This window comes from Streptomyces hokutonensis, from assembly GCF_000376565.1.
GTDB classification, from domain to species: Bacteria; Actinomycetota; Actinomycetes; order Streptomycetales; family Streptomycetaceae; genus Streptomyces; species Streptomyces hokutonensis.
In genome coordinates this window covers 1-17824 of sequence record NZ_BARG01000031.1, presented here as the reverse complement: position 1 = coordinate 17824, position 17824 = coordinate 1, and the positions used below count along the sequence as shown (strand labels likewise).

The 17824-nt window shown below is 72.8% G+C and carries 14 protein-coding genes and 1 pseudogene; 8 read left to right on the top strand and 7 right to left on the bottom strand.

Translation table 11 applies throughout. From position 1 onward, the window contains the following. Window positions 1–225: 225 nt before the first annotated feature. Entirely contained in the window at window positions 226–2247 is a 2022-nt protein-coding gene (locus SSP08S_RS17600; RefSeq protein WP_019068923.1) for a beta-galactosidase, read from the bottom strand. A gap of 177 nt (window positions 2248–2424) precedes the next feature. Here SSP08S_RS17600 and SSP08S_RS17595 point away from each other — a divergent pair, with 177 nt between their 5' ends. After that, a complete protein-coding gene (locus SSP08S_RS17595; RefSeq protein WP_026178588.1) occupies window positions 2425–3456 on the top strand; it encodes a LacI family DNA-binding transcriptional regulator in 1032 nt (343 codons plus the stop codon). Between the two features lie 36 nt (window positions 3457–3492). On the opposite strand, the gene SSP08S_RS17590 is transcribed toward SSP08S_RS17595, so the two are convergent. Beyond that, complete coding sequence (locus SSP08S_RS17590) at window positions 3493–4839, bottom strand: COG1361 family protein (RefSeq protein ID WP_043259522.1); 1347 nt, start codon at window positions 4837–4839, stop codon at window positions 3493–3495. A 438-nt stretch (window positions 4840–5277) separates the two neighbouring features. Next, on the bottom strand, window positions 5278–6714 hold the full coding sequence (locus SSP08S_RS17585; protein ID WP_019068920.1) for a nitrilase-related carbon-nitrogen hydrolase: 1437 nt from the start codon (window positions 6712–6714) through the stop codon (window positions 5278–5280). Between the two features lie 236 nt (window positions 6715–6950). Between SSP08S_RS17585 and SSP08S_RS55470 the strand changes: the two genes are divergently transcribed. From SSP08S_RS55470 to SSP08S_RS17570, 3 genes are all read left to right on the top strand, one after another. Next, a complete protein-coding gene (locus tag SSP08S_RS55470; protein WP_102133361.1) occupies window positions 6951–8162 on the top strand; it encodes a sensor histidine kinase in 1212 nt (403 codons plus the stop codon). Further along, complete coding sequence (locus tag SSP08S_RS17575) at window positions 8159–8845, top strand: response regulator (protein WP_026178585.1); 687 nt, start codon at window positions 8159–8161, stop codon at window positions 8843–8845. The genes SSP08S_RS55470 and SSP08S_RS17575 overlap by 4 nt, the downstream gene beginning before the upstream one ends. Before the next feature lie 75 nt (window positions 8846–8920). Further along, window positions 8921–9919: an NAD-dependent epimerase/dehydratase family protein gene (locus tag SSP08S_RS17570; RefSeq protein ID WP_019068917.1), complete on the top strand. Its 999-nt coding sequence runs from the start codon at window positions 8921–8923 to the stop codon at window positions 9917–9919. 306 nt (window positions 9920–10225) lie between these two features. Here SSP08S_RS17570 and SSP08S_RS17565 read toward each other — a convergent pair whose 3' ends face one another. Together SSP08S_RS17565 and SSP08S_RS17560 are read right to left on the bottom strand one after the other, a co-directional pair. Further along, window positions 10226–11338 (bottom strand): sensor histidine kinase, encoded by a 1113-nt coding sequence (locus SSP08S_RS17565; RefSeq protein WP_019068916.1) that lies wholly within the window; start codon window positions 11336–11338, stop codon window positions 10226–10228. 2 nt (window positions 11339–11340) lie between these two features. Further along, window positions 11341–12096, bottom strand: a complete 756-nt coding sequence (locus SSP08S_RS17560; protein WP_019068915.1) for a response regulator transcription factor — start codon at window positions 12094–12096, stop codon at window positions 11341–11343. A 105-nt stretch (window positions 12097–12201) separates the two neighbouring features. Here SSP08S_RS17560 and SSP08S_RS17555 point away from each other — a divergent pair, with 105 nt between their 5' ends. The 3 genes from SSP08S_RS17555 to SSP08S_RS17545 are packed head-to-tail and all read left to right on the top strand — an operon-like array spanning window position 12202 to window position 14371. Then, window positions 12202–12936, top strand: a complete 735-nt coding sequence (locus SSP08S_RS17555; RefSeq protein ID WP_051105920.1) for a glycosyltransferase family 2 protein — start codon at window positions 12202–12204, stop codon at window positions 12934–12936. Further along, window positions 12933–13550: a TIGR04282 family arsenosugar biosynthesis glycosyltransferase gene (locus SSP08S_RS17550; protein WP_019068913.1), complete on the top strand. Its 618-nt coding sequence runs from the start codon at window positions 12933–12935 to the stop codon at window positions 13548–13550. Before SSP08S_RS17555 ends, SSP08S_RS17550 begins: the two co-directional genes overlap by 4 nt. Continuing rightward, window positions 13547–14371: a class I SAM-dependent methyltransferase gene (locus tag SSP08S_RS17545; protein ID WP_019068912.1), complete on the top strand. Its 825-nt coding sequence runs from the start codon at window positions 13547–13549 to the stop codon at window positions 14369–14371. The genes SSP08S_RS17550 and SSP08S_RS17545 overlap by 4 nt, the downstream gene beginning before the upstream one ends. A 322-nt stretch (window positions 14372–14693) precedes the next feature. Here the strand turns inward: SSP08S_RS17545 and SSP08S_RS17535 are convergent, their stop codons facing one another. Then, window positions 14694–15923 carry a molybdopterin-dependent oxidoreductase gene (locus SSP08S_RS17535; RefSeq protein ID WP_019068911.1) on the bottom strand — a complete coding sequence of 410 codons (1230 nt, stop codon included), beginning with the start codon at window positions 15921–15923 and terminating at the stop codon, window positions 14694–14696. A gap of 113 nt (window positions 15924–16036) precedes the next feature. Between SSP08S_RS17535 and SSP08S_RS17530 the strand changes: the two genes are divergently transcribed. Next, complete coding sequence (locus tag SSP08S_RS17530; RefSeq protein WP_019068910.1) at window positions 16037–17449, top strand: hypothetical protein; 1413 nt, start codon at window positions 16037–16039, stop codon at window positions 17447–17449. A gap of 15 nt (window positions 17450–17464) precedes the next feature. On the opposite strand, the pseudogene SSP08S_RS55465 reads toward SSP08S_RS17530, so the two are convergent. Beyond that, window positions 17465–17824 (bottom strand): annotated as a pseudogene (locus SSP08S_RS55465) (cation:proton antiporter); the annotation flags it as partial.

The window sequence follows — 17824 nt, the reverse complement described above, 5'->3', positions numbered from 1 at the left end:
ACGGGCGGGACGCGCGGAGACCGCCGGGAACGAACTCCGGCTTCCGCAAACGACGTTGGCCGAACCACAGCGTCGCAGCCGCACAAGAGGAAACGAACTCCCGCCTCCGGAGCATGAGTTGGCGGACCCACATGGCCGCAGCCGCACAAGAAGACACGCGCGCCGGGCGTCGGACGTCCCCCTCCGCCCGCGGCTCACGGCTCTCGCGGGCGGAGGGGAGTCGGCTCAGCCGTCGAGTCGCACGACCCGCACGGCTCCGGCGGGAACCGCGAGACCGCCCGCGGCCCGCTCGCCGGTCAGCAGTTCGGTGCCGTCGGCGCCCAGCGGCACCTTGACGTCCGAGGCGCTGTGGTTGATCGCGAAGAGGAAACTGCCCGGCTCGCCTTCCCTGCGCACGACTTCGACGTCGTACGGCAGCTCGGCGCGCGGCGCGATCCGGGCGTCCTCGGCGGCCCAGCCGAGCAGGGCGTCGAGGCCGTGCGCGTCGAGACGCGTGGACACGTACCAGGCGGTGCCCTCGCCGAGGCGGTTCCGGGTGACGGCCGGGTGGTCTGCGGTGAGGCCCTCGGCGTACGTCCACACGGTCTCGGCGCCGTGCGGGACCACGAACTCGGTCCATACGTCGCCGGTGAGTTCGGAGCCGTCCGGGCCGGTGACGCGCACCCGCTCGCCCGCCAGGAGCGGCGAGAACTCCTCGACGGTCAGGCCGAGTACGTCCCGCAGCGGGCCGGGATACGCGCCCTCGTGGACGGCGTCGTGCTCGTCGACGATGCCGGAGAAGTAGGAGACGACGAGGGTGCCGCCCTGCTCGACGTACCGCTGGAGGTTGCGGCCCGCCGCCTCCGTCGTCAGGTACAGGGCGGGTACGACGACAAGGGGATAGGCCGACAAGTCGGCTTCCGGGTGGGCGAAGTCGACGGTGAGGTGGCGGTCGTAGAGGGCCTCGTAGAAGGCGTCGGCGCGCTCGCGGGCGTCGTGGTCCTGGCTGGGGCGCCACTCCAGTTTCTGCGCCCACCACGACTGCCAGTCCCATACGACGGCCACGTCTGCCTGAGTACGGGTGCCGCGTATTCCGCTCAACTCCTCGACGGACGCGCCGAGTTCGACCACCTCACGCCAGACACGGGTCTCGGTGCCGCCGTGCGGGAGCATCGCGGAGTGGAACTTCTCGGCGCCGCGCCGGGACTGGCGCCACTGGAAGAACATCGCGCCGTCGGAGCCGCGCGCCACGTGGGACAGGGCGTTGCGGGCCATCTGGCCGGGGGCCTTGGCGGGGTTGCGGGGCTGCCAGTTGACGCCCGAGGTGGAGTGTTCGAGGAGCAGCCAGGGGGCGCCGCCCGCGACGGAGCGGGTGAGGTCGGCAGCCATCGCGAGGTTGACGTGGGTGCGGCGGCCGTCGGTGATCAGGTAGTGGTCGTTGGTGACGAGGTCGACCTCGCGGCCCCAGGCCCAGTAGTCGACGGACTCGCACTGGCTGAGGGCGGCCATGAAGTTGGTGGTCACCGGGATGCCGGGCGCGAGGCGGTGCAGGATGTCCCGTTCCGCGATGAAGTTCTCGCGCATGGTGGCGTCCGCGAACCGCGTGTAGTCCAGCGCCTGGGCCGGGTTGACGGCGGTCGGGGTGAGGCGGGGCGGGTTGATCTGGCCGAGGTCGCCGTAACGCTGGCCCCAGAAGGCGGTGCCCCAGGCCTCGTTGACGCCGTCGACGCCTCCGTACGCCGTCGTCAGCCAGCGGCGGAAGTGGGCGGCGCAGGAGTCGCAGTAGCAGGCGGAGACGGGGACGCCGTACTCGTTGAAGACGTGCCACAGCGCGAGGGCGGGGTGGGTGGCGTAGCGCTCGGCGAGCCGCGTGGTGATGTTCGCGGCGGCGGCGCGGTAGTCGGCGTTGCTGTGGCAGATCGCGCCGCGTGAGCCGAACTCGTAGCGGGTGCCGTCGGCGGTGACGGGGAGGGCCTCGGGGTGGGCGCGGTAGAACCAGGCGGGCGGGGCGACCGTGGGGGTGCCGAGGTCGGCACGGATGCCGTTGGCGTGCAGGAGGTCCAGGAGGCGGTCGAGCCAGCCGAAGTCGTAGGCACCGGGCTCGGGTTCCAGCAGGGCCCAGGAGAAGATCCCGACGCTCACCATGGTGACGCCGGCCTCCCGCATCAGCCGGACGTCCTCCTGCCAGACGCTCTCCGGCCACTGCTCGGGGTTGTAGTCCCCACCGAAGGCGAGCCTGGTGAGCCCCTTGGGTGTGGTCTCCGGCATGGATCTCTCCCGTAGTCGATCATTTGGGAACGTGCACACAGCGCGCCCTGAAGCGTTGCCCCAACATAACCGCACGTCCGTGACCGCTGACAAGTGTCCCTGATGTTTCTCTGCCGTGAATGCTGTGAACGCTCCCATAGTGGTGCTTCAGGCTCCGGGCCCGGGAGCCGTAGAGTCGTGACCATGAGCACTACGGGGGGTCGGCGCAGGCCGCCGACGATCCATGACGTGGCACGCGAGGCGGGTGTCTCGCGGGGCACCGTGTCGCGGGTCCTCAACGGCGGGCACTACGTGAGCCCGGCCGCGCAGGAGGCCGTCAACGCGGCCATCCGCAGGACGGGTTACGTCGTGAACCGGCACGCCCGCTCGCTGATCACCGGGCGCTCGGACTCGGTCGGTTTCCTGCTGACGGAACCGCAGGAGAAGTTCTTCGAGGACCCGAACTTCAACGTCCTGCTGCGCGGCTGCACCCAGGCGCTGGCCGCGCACGACATCCCGCTGCTGCTGATGCTGGCCGGCACCGAGGACGAGCGGCGGCGCATCACGCGGTACATCACCTCCGGGCACGTCGACGGGGTGCTGCTGGTGTCCAGCCACTCCGGGAACCCGGTGGCGGAGGAGCTGAGCGAGGCGGGCGTGCCGCTGGTCGCGTGCGGCAAGCCGATCGGGCTGGGTTCCAAGATCAGCTATGTGGCCGCCGACGACCGGGACGGCGCCCGGGACATGACCCGCCATCTGCTCTCCCTGGGCCGCCGCCGCGTCGGCATGGTCACCGGGCCGCTGGACACGCCAGGTGGCGTGGAGCGCCTCGCCGGCTACAAGGAAGTGCTCACCGAGGCGGGCGTCGAGGTGGACGACCGGCTCGTCGTCTCCGGCGACTACAGCCGGCTCAGCGGCGAGCGGGGTGCCGAGCGGCTGCTGGCCCAGGTCCCGGACCTGGACGCCGTGTTCGTCGCCTCCGACCTGATGGCGCGGGGCGTGCTGACCACGCTGGAGCGGGCCGGGCGGCGGGTGCCGGAGGACGTGGCGGTCGGCGGCTTCGACGACTCCCCCGCCGCGCTCGCCTCCAGCCCCGAACTCACCACGATGCGGCAGCCGTTCGACCGGATCAGCGCGGAGATGGTGCGGGTGCTGCTGGCACAGATCGGGGGCGAGGACACGGCGGCGGTGATCCTGCCGACGGAGCTGGTGAAGCGGGAGTCGACGTAGGAGGGGGCGGGCTTTCGCCGCGCCCCCTCGTCGCCGTCAGGCGGTCGGGTTGACGATCACCTCGGCCGTGTTGTTCGCGGTGTCCGGGTCGAAGGCCGCGGGCCGGTCGGCATGCGGGTGGACGATGACGCGGCCGGTCGCGTCGGGTACGACCCGGTCGACGCGCAGCTGGAACGGGAAGCTGACATCCGTGCCGGGCCCTACCCAGATGGGCAGGGAGCAGGCGTAGTGGGCGATGGCCGGGTCGTCGCCCGATGTCCGGGCGCCGTGGCAGTTCGTGGGCACGGACGTGGCGGTGGTGCCCTCCGGGAGATAGAAGTCGACCACGGCGACCGGGTCGCCGGAGCCGGCGTTGGCGACCCAGGCCGGGCCGTCGTTGGTGAACCGGACGGCGGCGGTGACGGTGTCGCCGGCCGCGCCGCTCACCTCGGTGCCGTGCGCGGCGAAGTCGGCGGTGTTGTCGGCGTCGATGTTCCAGGCGCGGCCGTTGTCCGAGCTGTCGAGGTCGGTGACGCCGTCGACGGGCTCGATGCCGTAGTCGAACCGCTCGAAGAGCGCGCGGTCGTTGACGGTGAGCCGTAGCGGCGCGGGCAGTTCGACGGTGGCGCCGGGCGCGATGTCGGTGTCGAAGGCGCAGGTCGCGTGCGTCATGGGCATGTAGGTGCCGCCGGCGTCCGGCTCGGTGTAGGTGCACTGCGGGTAGCGGGTGACGACGTCGAGGCCGTACGTCGCGTACAGCTGCACGGTGAAGCCGTGGGCGGTCTCGTTGCCGGTGTTGGTGACGGCGAAGGGCACGGTGAGGTCGGTGCCGACCGCGACGCCGGTCCTGTCCTGCGGGGCGTCGATGCCGAGGTCCGGGCCGGAGCGGACGGTGACGGGCGTCTCGTTGCCCTCCGAAGCGGTGAGCGTGCCGTCGGGTCCGCCGGTGGCCTCGGCCGAGTACGCGATCGTGCCCTGCGCTCCCACAGCGGCGCCCGCGACGGCCCGCACCTCGAGCTGCACCTGCGTGCCCCAGTTGATGGGCACGTCCCCGGTGTCGCACACCGCGACGGTGCCCGCGCCGTTCGGCGTGCAGTTGTCGGGCCAGGCCACCTCCGCGACCCCGGCGAGCCCGGAGACGTCGACGGTCAGGCGGCCGTCCGTCACCGTGAAGTTGCCGTTGTCGTGGTACAGCCCGAGCTTCAGCGTCCGGTACATCGCTGTGCCGTCGGCCGGGGCCACGGTGACCGACTGGTCGTACGGCGCCTGGATCCACAGCTGGTCGGTCTGTGGCTCGTCGTCGGCGAAGGCGGCCCCGCTGCCGAGACCGGTGAGGAGCAGCGCCCCCACGGCTCCGGTACAGGCTCCGCGACGCAAGTGTCGCCCGACGGAGACAGATCTCATGACATCCCCCATGCTGGTACGGCAGAGACCCCGGCAAGTGGTCGATGCCGGGCGGGAGTTGGACTGACCCCCGATACGAAAGGTTGTAGTGGGAGGCGTGTCTATACCCTTTGGTAGAGACGCCGATCCTCCGTCGCGCCGACGATTCGCGGTCCGCCGGGCGGAATGCTCGTGGCCATGGACATCGCTTCGCTCACCGTCGTACTCAGTGTGATCGTGGTCCTCGCCGCCTCGGTCCTGGTCGTCTCCAACGAACCCCCGCTGTGGGTCTACCTGTTGAGCGGTGCGGGCTCGCTGCCCCTGAGTGGTGTCCTGCTCGACGCGCCCGCCGTCTCGTCCGTGCTCGTGGACGGTTCCGCCGCCACTTGGGGGCTGCGGCTCGCCGTGGCTTCGACCGTCACGGTCGTGCTGAGCTTCTTCTTCGGCGGGGACGGTCCGTCACTTCGGACGGGCCAGGGCGGTGACGATGAGCGCGAGGACACCGGCCAGACAGAGCCAGGCGAAGGTGTCGCCGATCCGGTCGTAGACCGTGGTGACGCCGTGGACGGGCACGTAGGCCACCATGGTCTGGCGTTCGGTCGTGAAGTAGTCGGTGGCGGCGAGGACATGACCCTCGTCGTCGTAGGCGGCCGACACCCCCTCCGCGTCCTGACGGATCAGTGAGTAGCCGCCTTCAATGGCCCGCAGGCTCGCCTTCTCGGTGTGTGCGGCTCCGTACTCCCGCCAGTCGTGGGAGGGGACGAGCATGATGTCGGCGCGGGTCCGCATCATCGCGGGGAAGTCGGCGTCGTAGCAGATGACGTCGGCGATCCGGCCGTACGGCGTGTCGGCGACGGGCACGCGGCCGTCGCCGGGCGTGAACTTCTCGGAGCCCGGGATGGGGTGGGCCTTCTGATAGGTCCACAGCACCTGCCCGCGCGGGTCGATGAGGAGCGCCTCGTCCTTGTCGTGGGCGGGTCCGCTCCTGCTGTAGACGCGGACGCCGATCTCCAGGTAGACGCCGGATCGGCGGGCCCGGTCCTGGGCTGCGGCGACGGCGGCCGGCTCGTGCAACTCCTGGACCTTGACGGCCTCTTCGGGCCAGATCACGATCTTCGCTCCGGCGGCCGCCTCGCGCCGGGTGGCGGCCAGCAGGTCGTTCTCGACCGCGGTCATCGCGGGTTCGACCGACGCGGCGGGCGCGGCAGCGATGTCCGGGACCCGGGCGAACACCGCCCGCTGGGCGTCGGTGACGCTCCGGGCGGGGCTGATACCGGCGACGCGGACGGTGGGGGCCGTGGAGGGGGCGAGGGCGAGACGGGCGCCGCCGGCGAGTACGACGGTCAGCAGTACGGCCACATAGACCAGGCCGCTCCGCCAACTGGGCTTCTCCCAGAAGCGGTTGACGGTACTGGCGAAGTAGGCGATCAGGAAACCGATCCCCCACGGGCCGGTGACGGAGACGATCTGGAGGAGCGGGAGGTCGCCGTACTGGGTGACCGCGAGCGAACCGTAGGCAGTACCGAACGGGGACACCACGGTGATCAGGAACTCGGTGGCCGCGACGGCCGCCGGGAAGGCGAGGGCCGCCACGCCGGGGCGCAGCCGGCCGGTCAGCAGTCTGTCGGCCAGGAACGGCAGCGTCTGCAGGGCGGCCAGCGCGACGGCGCCCGCGACCACCACCGGGCCGAAGCCGATCGCCGACTCCTGGACCCAGAAGACGGCGGCCACCGCGTGCGCGGCCCAGATCCAGAGGGCCCCGGACCACGCGCGGCCGAGTCGCATGAAGCGCAGCAGGAGCACCAGGGAGATCCAGGCGGCGGCCGGGACGTCCCAACGGCCGCCCACCGCGAACAGCGTCGTCCCGGTGCCGAGCAGGAGCAGGGCCCACCTCACGGCGGGCCGTGAACTCCCTTTCCTGTCAAGGGACTTGGTCACAGCGGCCGTAGCCGGAGAAGGCCGTGTCTGCTCTGTAGGGAGGTTCGTCATGGGGAACGACGCTAGGAGGGCGGTAGGCCCTGGCGCCTCCGTCTCCGCGGCGATCTCCGGCGGGACCGCGCAACCATCGATGCGCGCCCGGCGGAGGATCCGGCCGAACTGCCGCTGCCCTAGCCTGATGAACTGAGATGGTCATGGAGACAAGGGCCCTGCCACGGGCCGCACAGCGCTGGTTCGCCGCCCGGCCGCGACTGACGGATGTCGCGCTCGGCGGCGGTCTGACCTTGTTCGACATGGCCACGGTGCTCGGCCGCAGCCCCGCTCCGGCCGGCTGGGCCGTGGCCCTGTGGGGAGCGCAGACCGTCCCGCTGCTGTGGCGGCGGACCCGTCCTCGTACCGTGCTGGCCGCGATGACCGTCCTCTACGTCGCGTTCCAGGTGCTCGGCCCGATCCCGGGGAAGATCCCCGGACCGTTCCTGCTGATGATCGGTGTGTACGCCCTCGCCCGGTACGAGCCGGTCGCGGCCAGTCTGCCGGGAACCCTGCTGTGCCTGGGCGCCGCCATGGCCGCCGACGCTCTCAGCGGGCACTGGCAGACACCGCGTCTCGGGTCGCTGGAGCCGATCAGCGCCACGACGTTCGTCTTCTTCTTCACCCTCGCCTGGATCCTGGGGCACGGCAGGCGCAGGACCGGGGCCGACGCCGACCGGCTGCGCGACCTCAACCGGCGGCTGCGGGCCGAGCAGGAGCTCAACGCCCGGCAGGCGGCGATCGCCGAGCGGGCCCGTATCGCCCGCGATCTGCACGATGTCGTCGCCCACCACGTCAGCGCCATCGCGGTACAGGCACGTGCAGCGCAGGACGTCATGGACGACGATCCGCCCCTCGCTGCTCAGGGGGTGGAGCTGATCGCCGTGACCGCCGACACCGCGCTCGTCGAGATGCGGCGCCTGCTCGGGCTGCTGTCGTTCCGGGAGCGGGAACTCGCTCCCGAACCGTCCCTCGACCACCTCGACACGCTCATCGACGCCGCCAGGTCGGCGGGGTGCCGCGTGACATACGCGCCGGAGATCCGGGCGGGGACCGCGCCGTCCGCTGGGATGCGAGTCTCGGCGTACCGGATCGTCCAGGAGGCGCTGACGAACGTGGTCAAGCACGCGGGGCCCGTGGAGGTGCTGGTCAGCGTGCGCGGCGACGACAGCGGCCTGGTCATCGAGGTGCGCAACGACCCGGCCGCGCCCGGCCACCGGTCCGTCAGCGGATCGGGCCGGGGGCTCATCGGCATGCGGGAACGCGTGGCGGCGTTCGACGGTGAACTGGCGGCGGGGCCGCGCGCGGACGGCGGCTGGGGGCTGCGCGCCGTTCTGTGCGGGGCGACGGCACGACCCGCGGAGGCGGCCGGATGAACGTACGTGTGCTCGTCGTCGACGACCAGGAGATCGTCCGCACCGCGCTGCGGCTGGTCATCGACCGCCGGGAGGGTCTGACGGTCGTCGGCGAAGCCGCGGACGGGGAGCAGGCCGTGGCCCTGGCGGTCGAACTCCGGCCCGACGTCGTGCTGATGGACGTCCGCATGCCCGGCACGAACGGCGTCGAGGCCACCCGGCGCATCGTCGGCGACTGGCCCGGGCCGGGCCCGGCGCCGCGGGTCGTCGTCCTCACCACGTTCGACCTGGACGAGTACGTGCACGCGGCCCTTCGCGCGGGCGCCGACGGCTTCCTGCTGAAGAACAGCCACCCCGACGACCTCGCCCGCGCCCTCCGCGCGGCGGTCGGCGGAGAGCCCGTGCTCGCGCCGAGCGTCACCCGCCGGCTCATCGACACAGTGACCGGGCTGCCCAACTCGCTCCGCGCCGACCCACCGACACCGGACGAGCGGAAGCTGACGGAACTGCTCACCGAGCGCGAGTTGCAGGTTCTCGTCCTGGTCGCGCGCGGCCTGTCCAACGCCCGGATCGCCTCGGAGCTCGGGCTCAGCGAGGCGAACGTGAAGAGCCGCGTCAACCGCATTCTCACCCGCCTCGGCCTCGACAACCGGGTGCAGGCCGCCCTGATCGCGCAGCGGGCGGGCCTCACCCGAACCCCGTGAGCAGGTCTTACGGACCGGTGACACCACGGCCGTGACACTGCCGTGCGCCGGGTCCGCGGTCCTAGCGTCTGCCCCATGCGAGTACTGGTCACCGGCGGTGCCGGGTTCATCGGGTCCCATGTCGTCGAGGCGTTGACCGCGCGCGGGCACGAGGCGGTGGTGTTCGATCTGCGCGACGGGCCGGACGTGCGCGACGGCGAGGCGGTCGCGCTCGCGCTGCGGGGCGTGGACGCCGTATGCCATCAGGCGGCGATGGTCGGACTGGGTACAGGATTCGGTGACGCGCCCGACTATGTCTCGCACAACGACCTCGGTACGGCGGTGCTGCTCGCCGCCATGGCCGACGCGGGGGTGCGCCGGCTGGTGCTCGCGGGGTCGATGGTCGTCTACGGCGAGGGCTCCTACGCCTGCGAGTGGCACGGGCCCGTGCGGCCGGGGCCCCGGGCCGTGACCGATCTGGACGCGGGACGCTTCGAGCCCCGATGTCCGCGCTGCGGCGAGGAGTTGACGCCGGGGCTGGTGGGTGAGGACGCGCCGGTCGACCCCCGCAATGTGTACGCGACGACCAAGCTGACCCAGGAACATCTGGCGGCGAACTGGGCGCGTGCCACGGGTGGTTCGGCCGTCTCACTGCGCTACCACAACGTGTACGGCCCCAGGATGCCGCGCGACACCCCGTACGCCGGGGTCGCCTCCTTCTTCCGGTCCTCGCTCGCCCGTGGTGAAGCCCCTCGGGTCTTCGAGGACGGCGGCCAGCGTCGGGACTTCGTGCACGTACGGGACGTGGCGACGGCGAATGTGGCGGCGCTGGAGGCCGAGCCCCGGGAGGGGGCGCTGACCGCGTACAACACCGGCAGCGGGGACCCGCACACGGTCGGCCAGATGGCGCGGACGCTGGCCGCCGCGTACGGCGGGCCCGAGCCCGTGGTGACCGGGGAGTACCGGCTCGGCGATGTCCGCCACATCACGGCGGACTCCGCACGGCTGCGGGCCGAGCTGGGCTGGAAGGCGGAGGTCCCGTTCCCGGAGGGGATGCGGGAGTTCGCGGTGGCGAAGCTGCGCGGGGAGCGGTAGCAACTGGGCGGCCGGGACGCCTCCTGCGATCGCCGCCCAGGCGGCCGCCCCTCGGCCCTGCCTGGCGACTGTCGCTCACGGCCCTGCCGGACGGCTGCCCCCTCAGCCCGGCCCAGCGACTGTCCCTCGGTCCGATCCAACGCCTGCCCCCGGCCCTGCCCGGCGACCGTCACTCACGGCCCTGCCGGACGGCTGCCCCCTCAGCCCGGCCCAGCGGCCGTCCCTCGGTCCGATCCAACGCCTGCCCCCGGCCCGACCCGGCGCTGTCCCCCGGCCCGACCGGGCGGCCGAGGGCGCCCTCTGTGGTCACCCCTCGGCCATCGGCAGGGTCACCTCGAAGCGGCAGCCGCCGGAGACGTTCCGTACGGCGGCCCGGCCCTGGTGGGCCTCGACGATGCCGCGCACGATCGCCAGGCCCAGGCCGGCCCCGGCCGGGGGTGTCCGCGCGTGGGTGCCGCGCCAGCCCGTGTCGAAGACGCGCGGCAGGTCCTCCTCCGGGATTCCGCCGCAGCCGTCCGTCACGGACAGGACCACGCCCTCGGCGGACCGCTCGGCGGCGACCGCGACCGTGCCGTCGGCCGGTGTCCGGCGGATCGCGTTGACCAGCAGGTTCCCCAGGACCCGGCTCATCTCGCGGCCGTCCACCTCGACCGGCACCGACACGATCCGGTCGCCGACCAGCCGCACCCCGTGCTCGCGGGCAAGGGGGTCCGCGCCGGCGAGGGCGTCGCCGATCAGGTCGTAGAGCGACATGCGGGACGGGGAGAGCGTGAGGGTCCCGGCGTGTATGCGGGAGAGTTCGAAGAGGTCGCCGACCATGTCGTTGAGGCGTTCGACCTCGGTTCGGATCTGGCGGAGATAGCGGTCGGGGTCGGCGGCGACCCCGTCCTCCAGGGCCTCGGACATCGCGCGCAGACCGGCGAGCGGGGTGCGCAGGTCGTGGGAGATCCAGGCGACGAGTTCGCGGCGCGAGGACTCCAACGCGCGTTCGCGGTCGCGGGATTCGGCGAGCTTGGCGCTGGTCGTGGCCAACTCCCGGCTCAGATCGGCCAGTTCGGCCGTCGCAGGGCCCACAGGGGCCGAGAAGTCGCCGCCGTCGCCGAAGTCCCGCGCGGCGCGGGCGAGTTCGCGGCTGCGGGCGACGACCCAGCGGCCGAGCAGCAGCGCGGTGACGAGGGAGACCACGGCCGCCATGGCGACGACGGTGGTGACGACGGACAGGTCGTGCGAGGACAGGAACATCGCCTGCGCCACCGCCAGTGTGCCCGCGAACATCGCCGTCACCGCGACCGCGGCGACCACGGACACGGACGCGGTGAGCGACCGCCGGCGCAGCAGCCACAGCGCGCCCGCGCCGAGCACCCCGGCCCCGGCGGCGCCCAGAAAGGCGAACAGGGCGATGAGCAGCATGTCGCGCATGATCAACCCTCCTCGACGGTGCCGGTGCGTGCCGGTTCGAAGCGGTAGCCGACGCCCCACACCGTCTGGATCAGGCGAGGTCTGGCGGGATCGTCCTCGACCTTGCCGCGCAGCCGTCGTACGTGCACGGTGACGGTCGACAGGTCGCCGAAGTCCCAGCCCCACACCTCCCGCATCAGATCCTCCCGGCTGAAGGCCCGCCCGGGATGCCGTAGGAAGAACGCGAGGAGGTCGAACTCCCGCAGGGTGAGGGCGAGTTCGGTGCCGTTCTTGGTGGCGCGGCGGGCGGCGGGGTCGGCGGTGAGTCCGGCCGAGCGCAGCGGGCGGGTCACGGCCGGGGGGCCGCTGCGGCGCAGCACGGACTCCACGCGGAGGACGAGTTCGCGTGGGCTGAACGGCTTGGTGACGTAGTCGTCGGCGCCGACCTCCAGACCGAGGATCCGGTCGTCCTCGTCTCCGCGCGCGGTCAGCATGATGACCGGCACGGGTCCGTGGCCGCGCAGTCGGCGGCACACCTCCAGTCCGTCCATGCCCGGCAGCATCAGGTCGAGGACCACCAGGTCCGGCCAGTGCGCGGCGGCCCGGGCGAGCGCGCCCGGCCCGTCCTCGGCGCGGTCCACGACGTATCCGGCTCGGTCGAGGTATCCGGAGACGACCTCGGCGACGGTCGGGTCGTCGTCGACCACGAGGACGCGCGTCGGGTGGGCGGGCCCGCTCTCGACGGGCACGGCACCTGGGGATTCGTACGGCTGCTGCATGTCATCAAGGGTCCCACCGGCCGCGCCCGCCTTCCGGATCCGCTGGCCCGACGTCCGTGTTTCGTAAGGAACCGAAGTCCGGTATGCCGGATTCGCGCTCGTAGGGTGAAAGCCGTGACGACACCTCCCCCACCAGATCCGGACCCGGCGCCCGTCGACGTGGTCCTCCCCTGTCTCGACGAGGCCGAGGCCCTGCCCTGGGTGCTGGCCCGCATTCCGCGGGGCTGGCGCGCGCTGGTCGTGGACAACGGGTCCACGGACGGTTCCGCGGCACTCGCCCACAGCCTCGGCGCCACCGTCGTGCGCGAGGAGCGCCGCGGGTTCGGCGCCGCCTGCCATGCCGGGCTGCTGGCCGCCACCGCGGACATCGTGTGCTTCTGCGACTGCGACGCCTCGCTCGACCCGTCCCTGCTGGTGGACTTCGTCCGCGAGGTGCGCGAGGGCGAGGCAGATCTCGTGCTCGGACGGCGCCTGCCACAGGGGCGCGGGGCCTGGCCCGCGCACGCCCGGGCGGGCAATCTCGCGCTGGCCCGGATGCTGCGCCGCCGCACCGGGCTGCGGCTGCACGACCTCGGCCCGCTGCGGGCCGCCCGCCGCGCGGAGCTGCTCGCGCTCGGCCTCACGGACCGGCGCAGCGGCTATCCGCTCCAGATGGTGGTGCGGGCCGCCGACGCGGGTCTGCGCGTCGCCGAGCACGACGTGCCGTATCTGCCGCGTACCGGCGCCTCCAAGGTCACCGGGACCTGGCGCGGCACCTGGCAGGCGGTACGGGACATGCGCCGGGTGCTGGCCGAACCCCCGACAGCCGCCCCCTCACCTCAAGGAGCCCATTCCCGGTGACCACCCTTCTCGTCATCTGCAAGGAACCGCGCCCGGGACGGGTGAAGACCCGGCTGACTCCGCCGTTCACGCCCGAGGAGGCCGCCGCGCTCGCCGAGGCCTCGCTCGTCGACACCCTGCACGTGCTGCTGGCGACGCCCGCGCGCCGTCGGGTACTGGTGCTCGACGGAGCTCCGGGCCCCTGGCTGCCGCCCGGCTTCGACGTCGTACCGCAGTGCGGCGGAGGGCTCGACGAACGGCTCGCCGCCGCCTTCGCGGGCTGTGACGGGCCCGCGCTGCTGATCGGCATGGACACGCCCCAGGTGACGCCCGCGCTCCTGAACGTCGACTTCACCGACTGCGACGCGTATTTCGGGCCAGCTGAGGACGGCGGCTTCTGGGCGCTCGGCCTCGCCGACGCGAACCCGGCGCTCCTGCTCGGCGTACCGATGTCGACGCCGACCACCGGCGCCGTCCAGCGCGCCCGGCTCACCGCCGCGGGCCTGCGCGTCCGCGACCTCCCGCCCCTGCGGGACGTCGACACGGCGTACGACGCCGAACTGGTCGCCGCCGAGGCGCCGGAGGGGCGGTTCGCGAAGGAATTGGCGCGACTGAGGACGGGAGTCGGCAGGTGAGTGCGGCGCGTCCGGTGCCGACCGGCGAGGGCACGCGCCCGGTGACTGCCCTCATCGACTGCCCGCCGTCGGACTCCCCCGCTCGCCCCTGGTCCGCCGACCCGTACACCGACGCCCTGCGCGCCGGTCGCGGCCCGCTCTTCCTCCGCCGTACCGACGGCTGGCTGCTGCCCCTCGAGGTGGAGCGCTGGTGCGCGGAGGCCGACGCGGCGGACCGGGAGGTGCTGCGCCGCTGCGAGGGGGCCGTGCTCGACGTGGGATGCGGGCCCGGGCGGCTCGTCGCGGAACTCGCCGCGCAGGGGCGGCCGGTGCTGGGCATCGACGTCAGTGAGGCCGCCGTCGCGCACACCGTCCGGCTCGGCGGGCAGGCCCTGCGCCGGTCCGTCTTCGAACCCGTCCCCGGCGAGGGCCGCTGGGACACCGCCCTCCTCATCGACGGCAACGTCGGCATCGGCGGCGACCCGCACGCCCTGCTGCGGCGAATGTCCCAACTCCTCGCCCCTGGAGGGTTGTTGGTCGCGGAGACCGCTCCGGTCGACGTCGACGAACGAGTGCGGGTCCGTGTCGCCGACGGCCGTGGAGCCTCCGGTACGTCCTTCCCGTGGGCCCGCTTGGGGACCCCGGCCCTGTTGCGCCACGCCGGCTGGGCGGGGTGGCGCACGGAGGGTCAGTGGACGGCCGACGGCCGCTGCTTCCTCGCCCTGCGCAACCGCAGCGACCGGAGGACGAGCAACACGGCCGAGCCGCCGAACAGGGCCGCCGTGACCAGCAGCCAGCGGGAGAGGAACCCGTCGCCGGAGAGCGCGGTGGCGGACCTGTAGCGGTCCGCGACCTGCCCGCTGATCAGCGGGAACCACACCAGCAGCAAGAGGCCGGAGAGCAGGACCGGGACTCGGACGTAGCCCGTCCACTCCAGGTGTCCTGCGGTGCCCAGCACCCGTGCGAGCGCCCGGTCCGCGCCCGCGTACAACGGCACCAGGACCAGGTCGTGCAGCACCGCCGCGCCCACCAACCACAGCGCCACCCCGAACCAGTCGTCCGCGAGCAGCCGTACCCCCGCGTATCCGGCGAGCGCGAACGAGCAGGCCAGCAGCAGGAGTTGGAGTGGGCTGCCGAGGGCCGGCCGCCGGAACGGTACGCGCATCACAGGTCTCCGAAGGTCATACGGGCCACCCATTTGGTGTTGAGCACGCCGGGTGCCGCGGGGACGATCACACGGGCGGGGTAGCCGTGATCGGGGGTGAGGTCCGCGCCGTTGACGAACAGCGCGAGCAGCGAGCGCGGGTCGCGGACCTGGTTGTCGCGCAGGGCGGACCGGCGGAACGCCCCGTGCCGTTGCAGGGACTCCACCAGGACGTCGGGTGCCGTGTCCGCCTCGTAGCCGACGAGTGCCGCGAGATCCCGCAGCCTTACGCCTCGCCACCACTGGTCGGAGGTCGACCAGCCCTCCACGCAGGCGATGGGCAACGCGGCGCTGTGCAGAGGGAGTTGGAGCAGCGCGGCCCGGTCCAGCCGGACGGTGCGGCCGTTGCCCTCGACCACCAGTCGCCAGGCGTCCTCGGACGTCTCCCTGGCGTCGATCCCGACCGCCGCCGCCGTCTTGTTGATCTGGAAGGCGCCGGGTCCCGAGCCCGGTTCGGGGCCGCCGTGGGGTGCGAGTACGGCCGTCTCCCGCAGTGGTCCGTCGAAGCCCCGGCCCACTGTCGTGCCGAACAGCAGCAGCGATCCGCCGCCGACCACACCGAGGGCGCCGCGTCGGGAGACGGTGGGTTCGGCGGGGTTGGGCGACACCAACTCCCCTTTCCTGTCAGGGAGTCCATGGCGCAGGTTGCGCAGAGCCGCCGGTGTCTTCAGGACGGCGTGCGCGAGGAAGGCGGCGAAGAAGACCCAGGCGCCGTAGAAGTGCAGGGGGTAGAAGGAGCCGGGGAAGACGTAGTCGAGCTGGACGTTGAGGACGCCCGTGGTGAACTCGAACAGGCCGCCGCCCACGAGGAGCAGCAGCGAGAGCCGTTCCAGCGCGTGGGTGAGGGAGCGGGCCGGCGGCAGGGCGAACAGCTTCGGGACGACCGACCACAGCTTCGCCAGCAGTACGGGGATCAGCGCGATGCCGAGGGTGACGTGTGCGCCCTGGGTCAGGCGGTACAGCCAGGACGGGTCGGTCGGCCAGGCGAAGAGATAGAAGCCCAGGAGGCCCTTGTCCGGGGTCTGGTCGTTCACCGGCGAGAGGTCCGGGTTGTAGGCGGCGTACGACAGCAGACCCGTCACGAACAGCACGGTGATCCCGACGAGCAGTACGACGCCCAGCACGGAGGTGAACCAGGGGCCGCGCAGCGGGCTGCGCCAGAAGGCGGGCGAGGAGGGGGAGCGTGGCATGCCCCGACCGTAGGCCGGGGACACCCCCCGAACGGGTTCGCAAACCATGACGAAACCCTGACGTCTGCCTCGGCGGCGGCTCCGCCGGGCACACCCCGACCTAGCGTGGCGATGTGAACCGCGATCTTCTCGTCGACAGCGAGCGCCACCACGGCGCCCGCCCCGCCGACCGTCCCCATGACACTCCGGGCGACCGCCCGCGCGACCGCGTCCGCGATCTGTCGGCCGCCCTGGCCGCCGCGCTGCTCGTCCTGGTGGCGGTGCTGGTCGGTACGGCGATCCAGCACCGCCACCATTCGCTCTTCGTCGCCTGGCCGCCCGTTTTCGCCCAGTGGGAGCCGCACGTCGGCCCCGGCACCCCGGCAGCGATCGCGGTCGCGGCAGCCGTCATCGCGTACGGCCCAGTCCTCGCCGCCCAACTTCCCTGGCGTGCCCTGCTGTTGACCGCCTGGGGCACCGCCACGGCGTGGACGTTCTCGCTGGCCCTGGTCGACGGCTGGCAGCGGGGCATCGCGGGACGGCTGACGACCACGAACGAATACCTGACGGTCATCGGCCGCTTCCACGACATCCCCGCCACCCTGCGGGACTTCACCCACCACATCCTCAGCCACTCCCCCGCCCCCTGGCCCGCGCACATCGCCGGGCATCCCCCCGCGGCCACCGTCACCTTCGTCCTCCTGGACCGGATCGGACTGGGCGGCGGGGCCTGGGCGGGCGTCTGGTGCATCACCGTCGGGGCGACGGCGGGTGCGGCGGTCCTCGTCGCCGTGCGCGCTCTTGCCGGTGAGCAACTCGCGCGCCGCGCCGCCCCGTTCCTCGTCCTCGCCCCGGCCGCCGTGTGGGTGGGCACCTCGGCGGACGGCTACTTCGCGGCGGTCGCCGCCTGGTCCGTCGCGTTCCTCGCCCTCGCGGTCACCGGACACCGGCCGCGCTCGACCGGTCTCGCCGCCGGGCTGTTCCTCGGCCTCACCGCGTATCTCTCGTACGGGCTCACGCTGTTCGCGGTGATCGCGGGCGCCGCGCTGCTGCTCGGGCAGCGGCGGCTCCGTCCGCTCCCGTACGTCGTCGCCGGACTCGCTGTCGTACCAGTGGTGTTCACGCTGCTCGGCTTCAACTGGTGGGAGGCGTACCGCCTGTTGATCACCCGCTACTACGAAGGCGTCGGCGGGATCCGGCCGTACGGCTACTGGGTGTGGGCGAATCTGGCCTGCACCGTACTGCTCGTGGGCCCGGCGACGGTGGCGGGTCTGCGGCGGGCTGGCACCCACCTCCCGGAACTGCGGGGTGGTTTGCGGACCGCAGCGCCCCGACTCCGGCTCGCCCTGCTGGTGTTCGCCGCGCTGCTCGCCCTGCTCGTCGCGGATCTCTCCGGTATGAGCAAGGCGGAGACGGAGCGCATCTGGCTGCCGTTCGCGATGTGGCTGCTGCCCGCGTGCGCGTTCCTCCCCCGGCCCCGCGCCTGGCTCACCGCGCAGGCCGCCCTGGCCCTGCTCCTCAACCACCTGCTCCTGACGGGCTGGTGAGGCGCAGGCGCGGGCCTACGCCACCTCGTGGGGCTCCGGAGCCGTAGTGTTCGCGTCGGCCACGGGGGTGGCCTCGTCCCGCCCGCGCCCGGTCAGACGGGTGGCCAGCGGCTCGGTGTAGCGGGCGCTCAGCGGGCCGACGATCACCAGGATCAGCACGTACGCCGTAGCCAGCGGGCCCAGCGAGGGTTCGATGCCGGCGGTGACGGCGAGGCCTGCGATGACGATGGAGAACTCGCCGCGGGCGACCAGCGTGCCGCCCGCCCGCCAGCGGCCCTTGGCGGAGATGCCCGCGCGGCGGGCAGCCCAGTACCCGGTGGCGATCTTCGTGCCCGCGGTGACGACCGCCAGGGCGAGCGCGGGCAGCAGGACGGG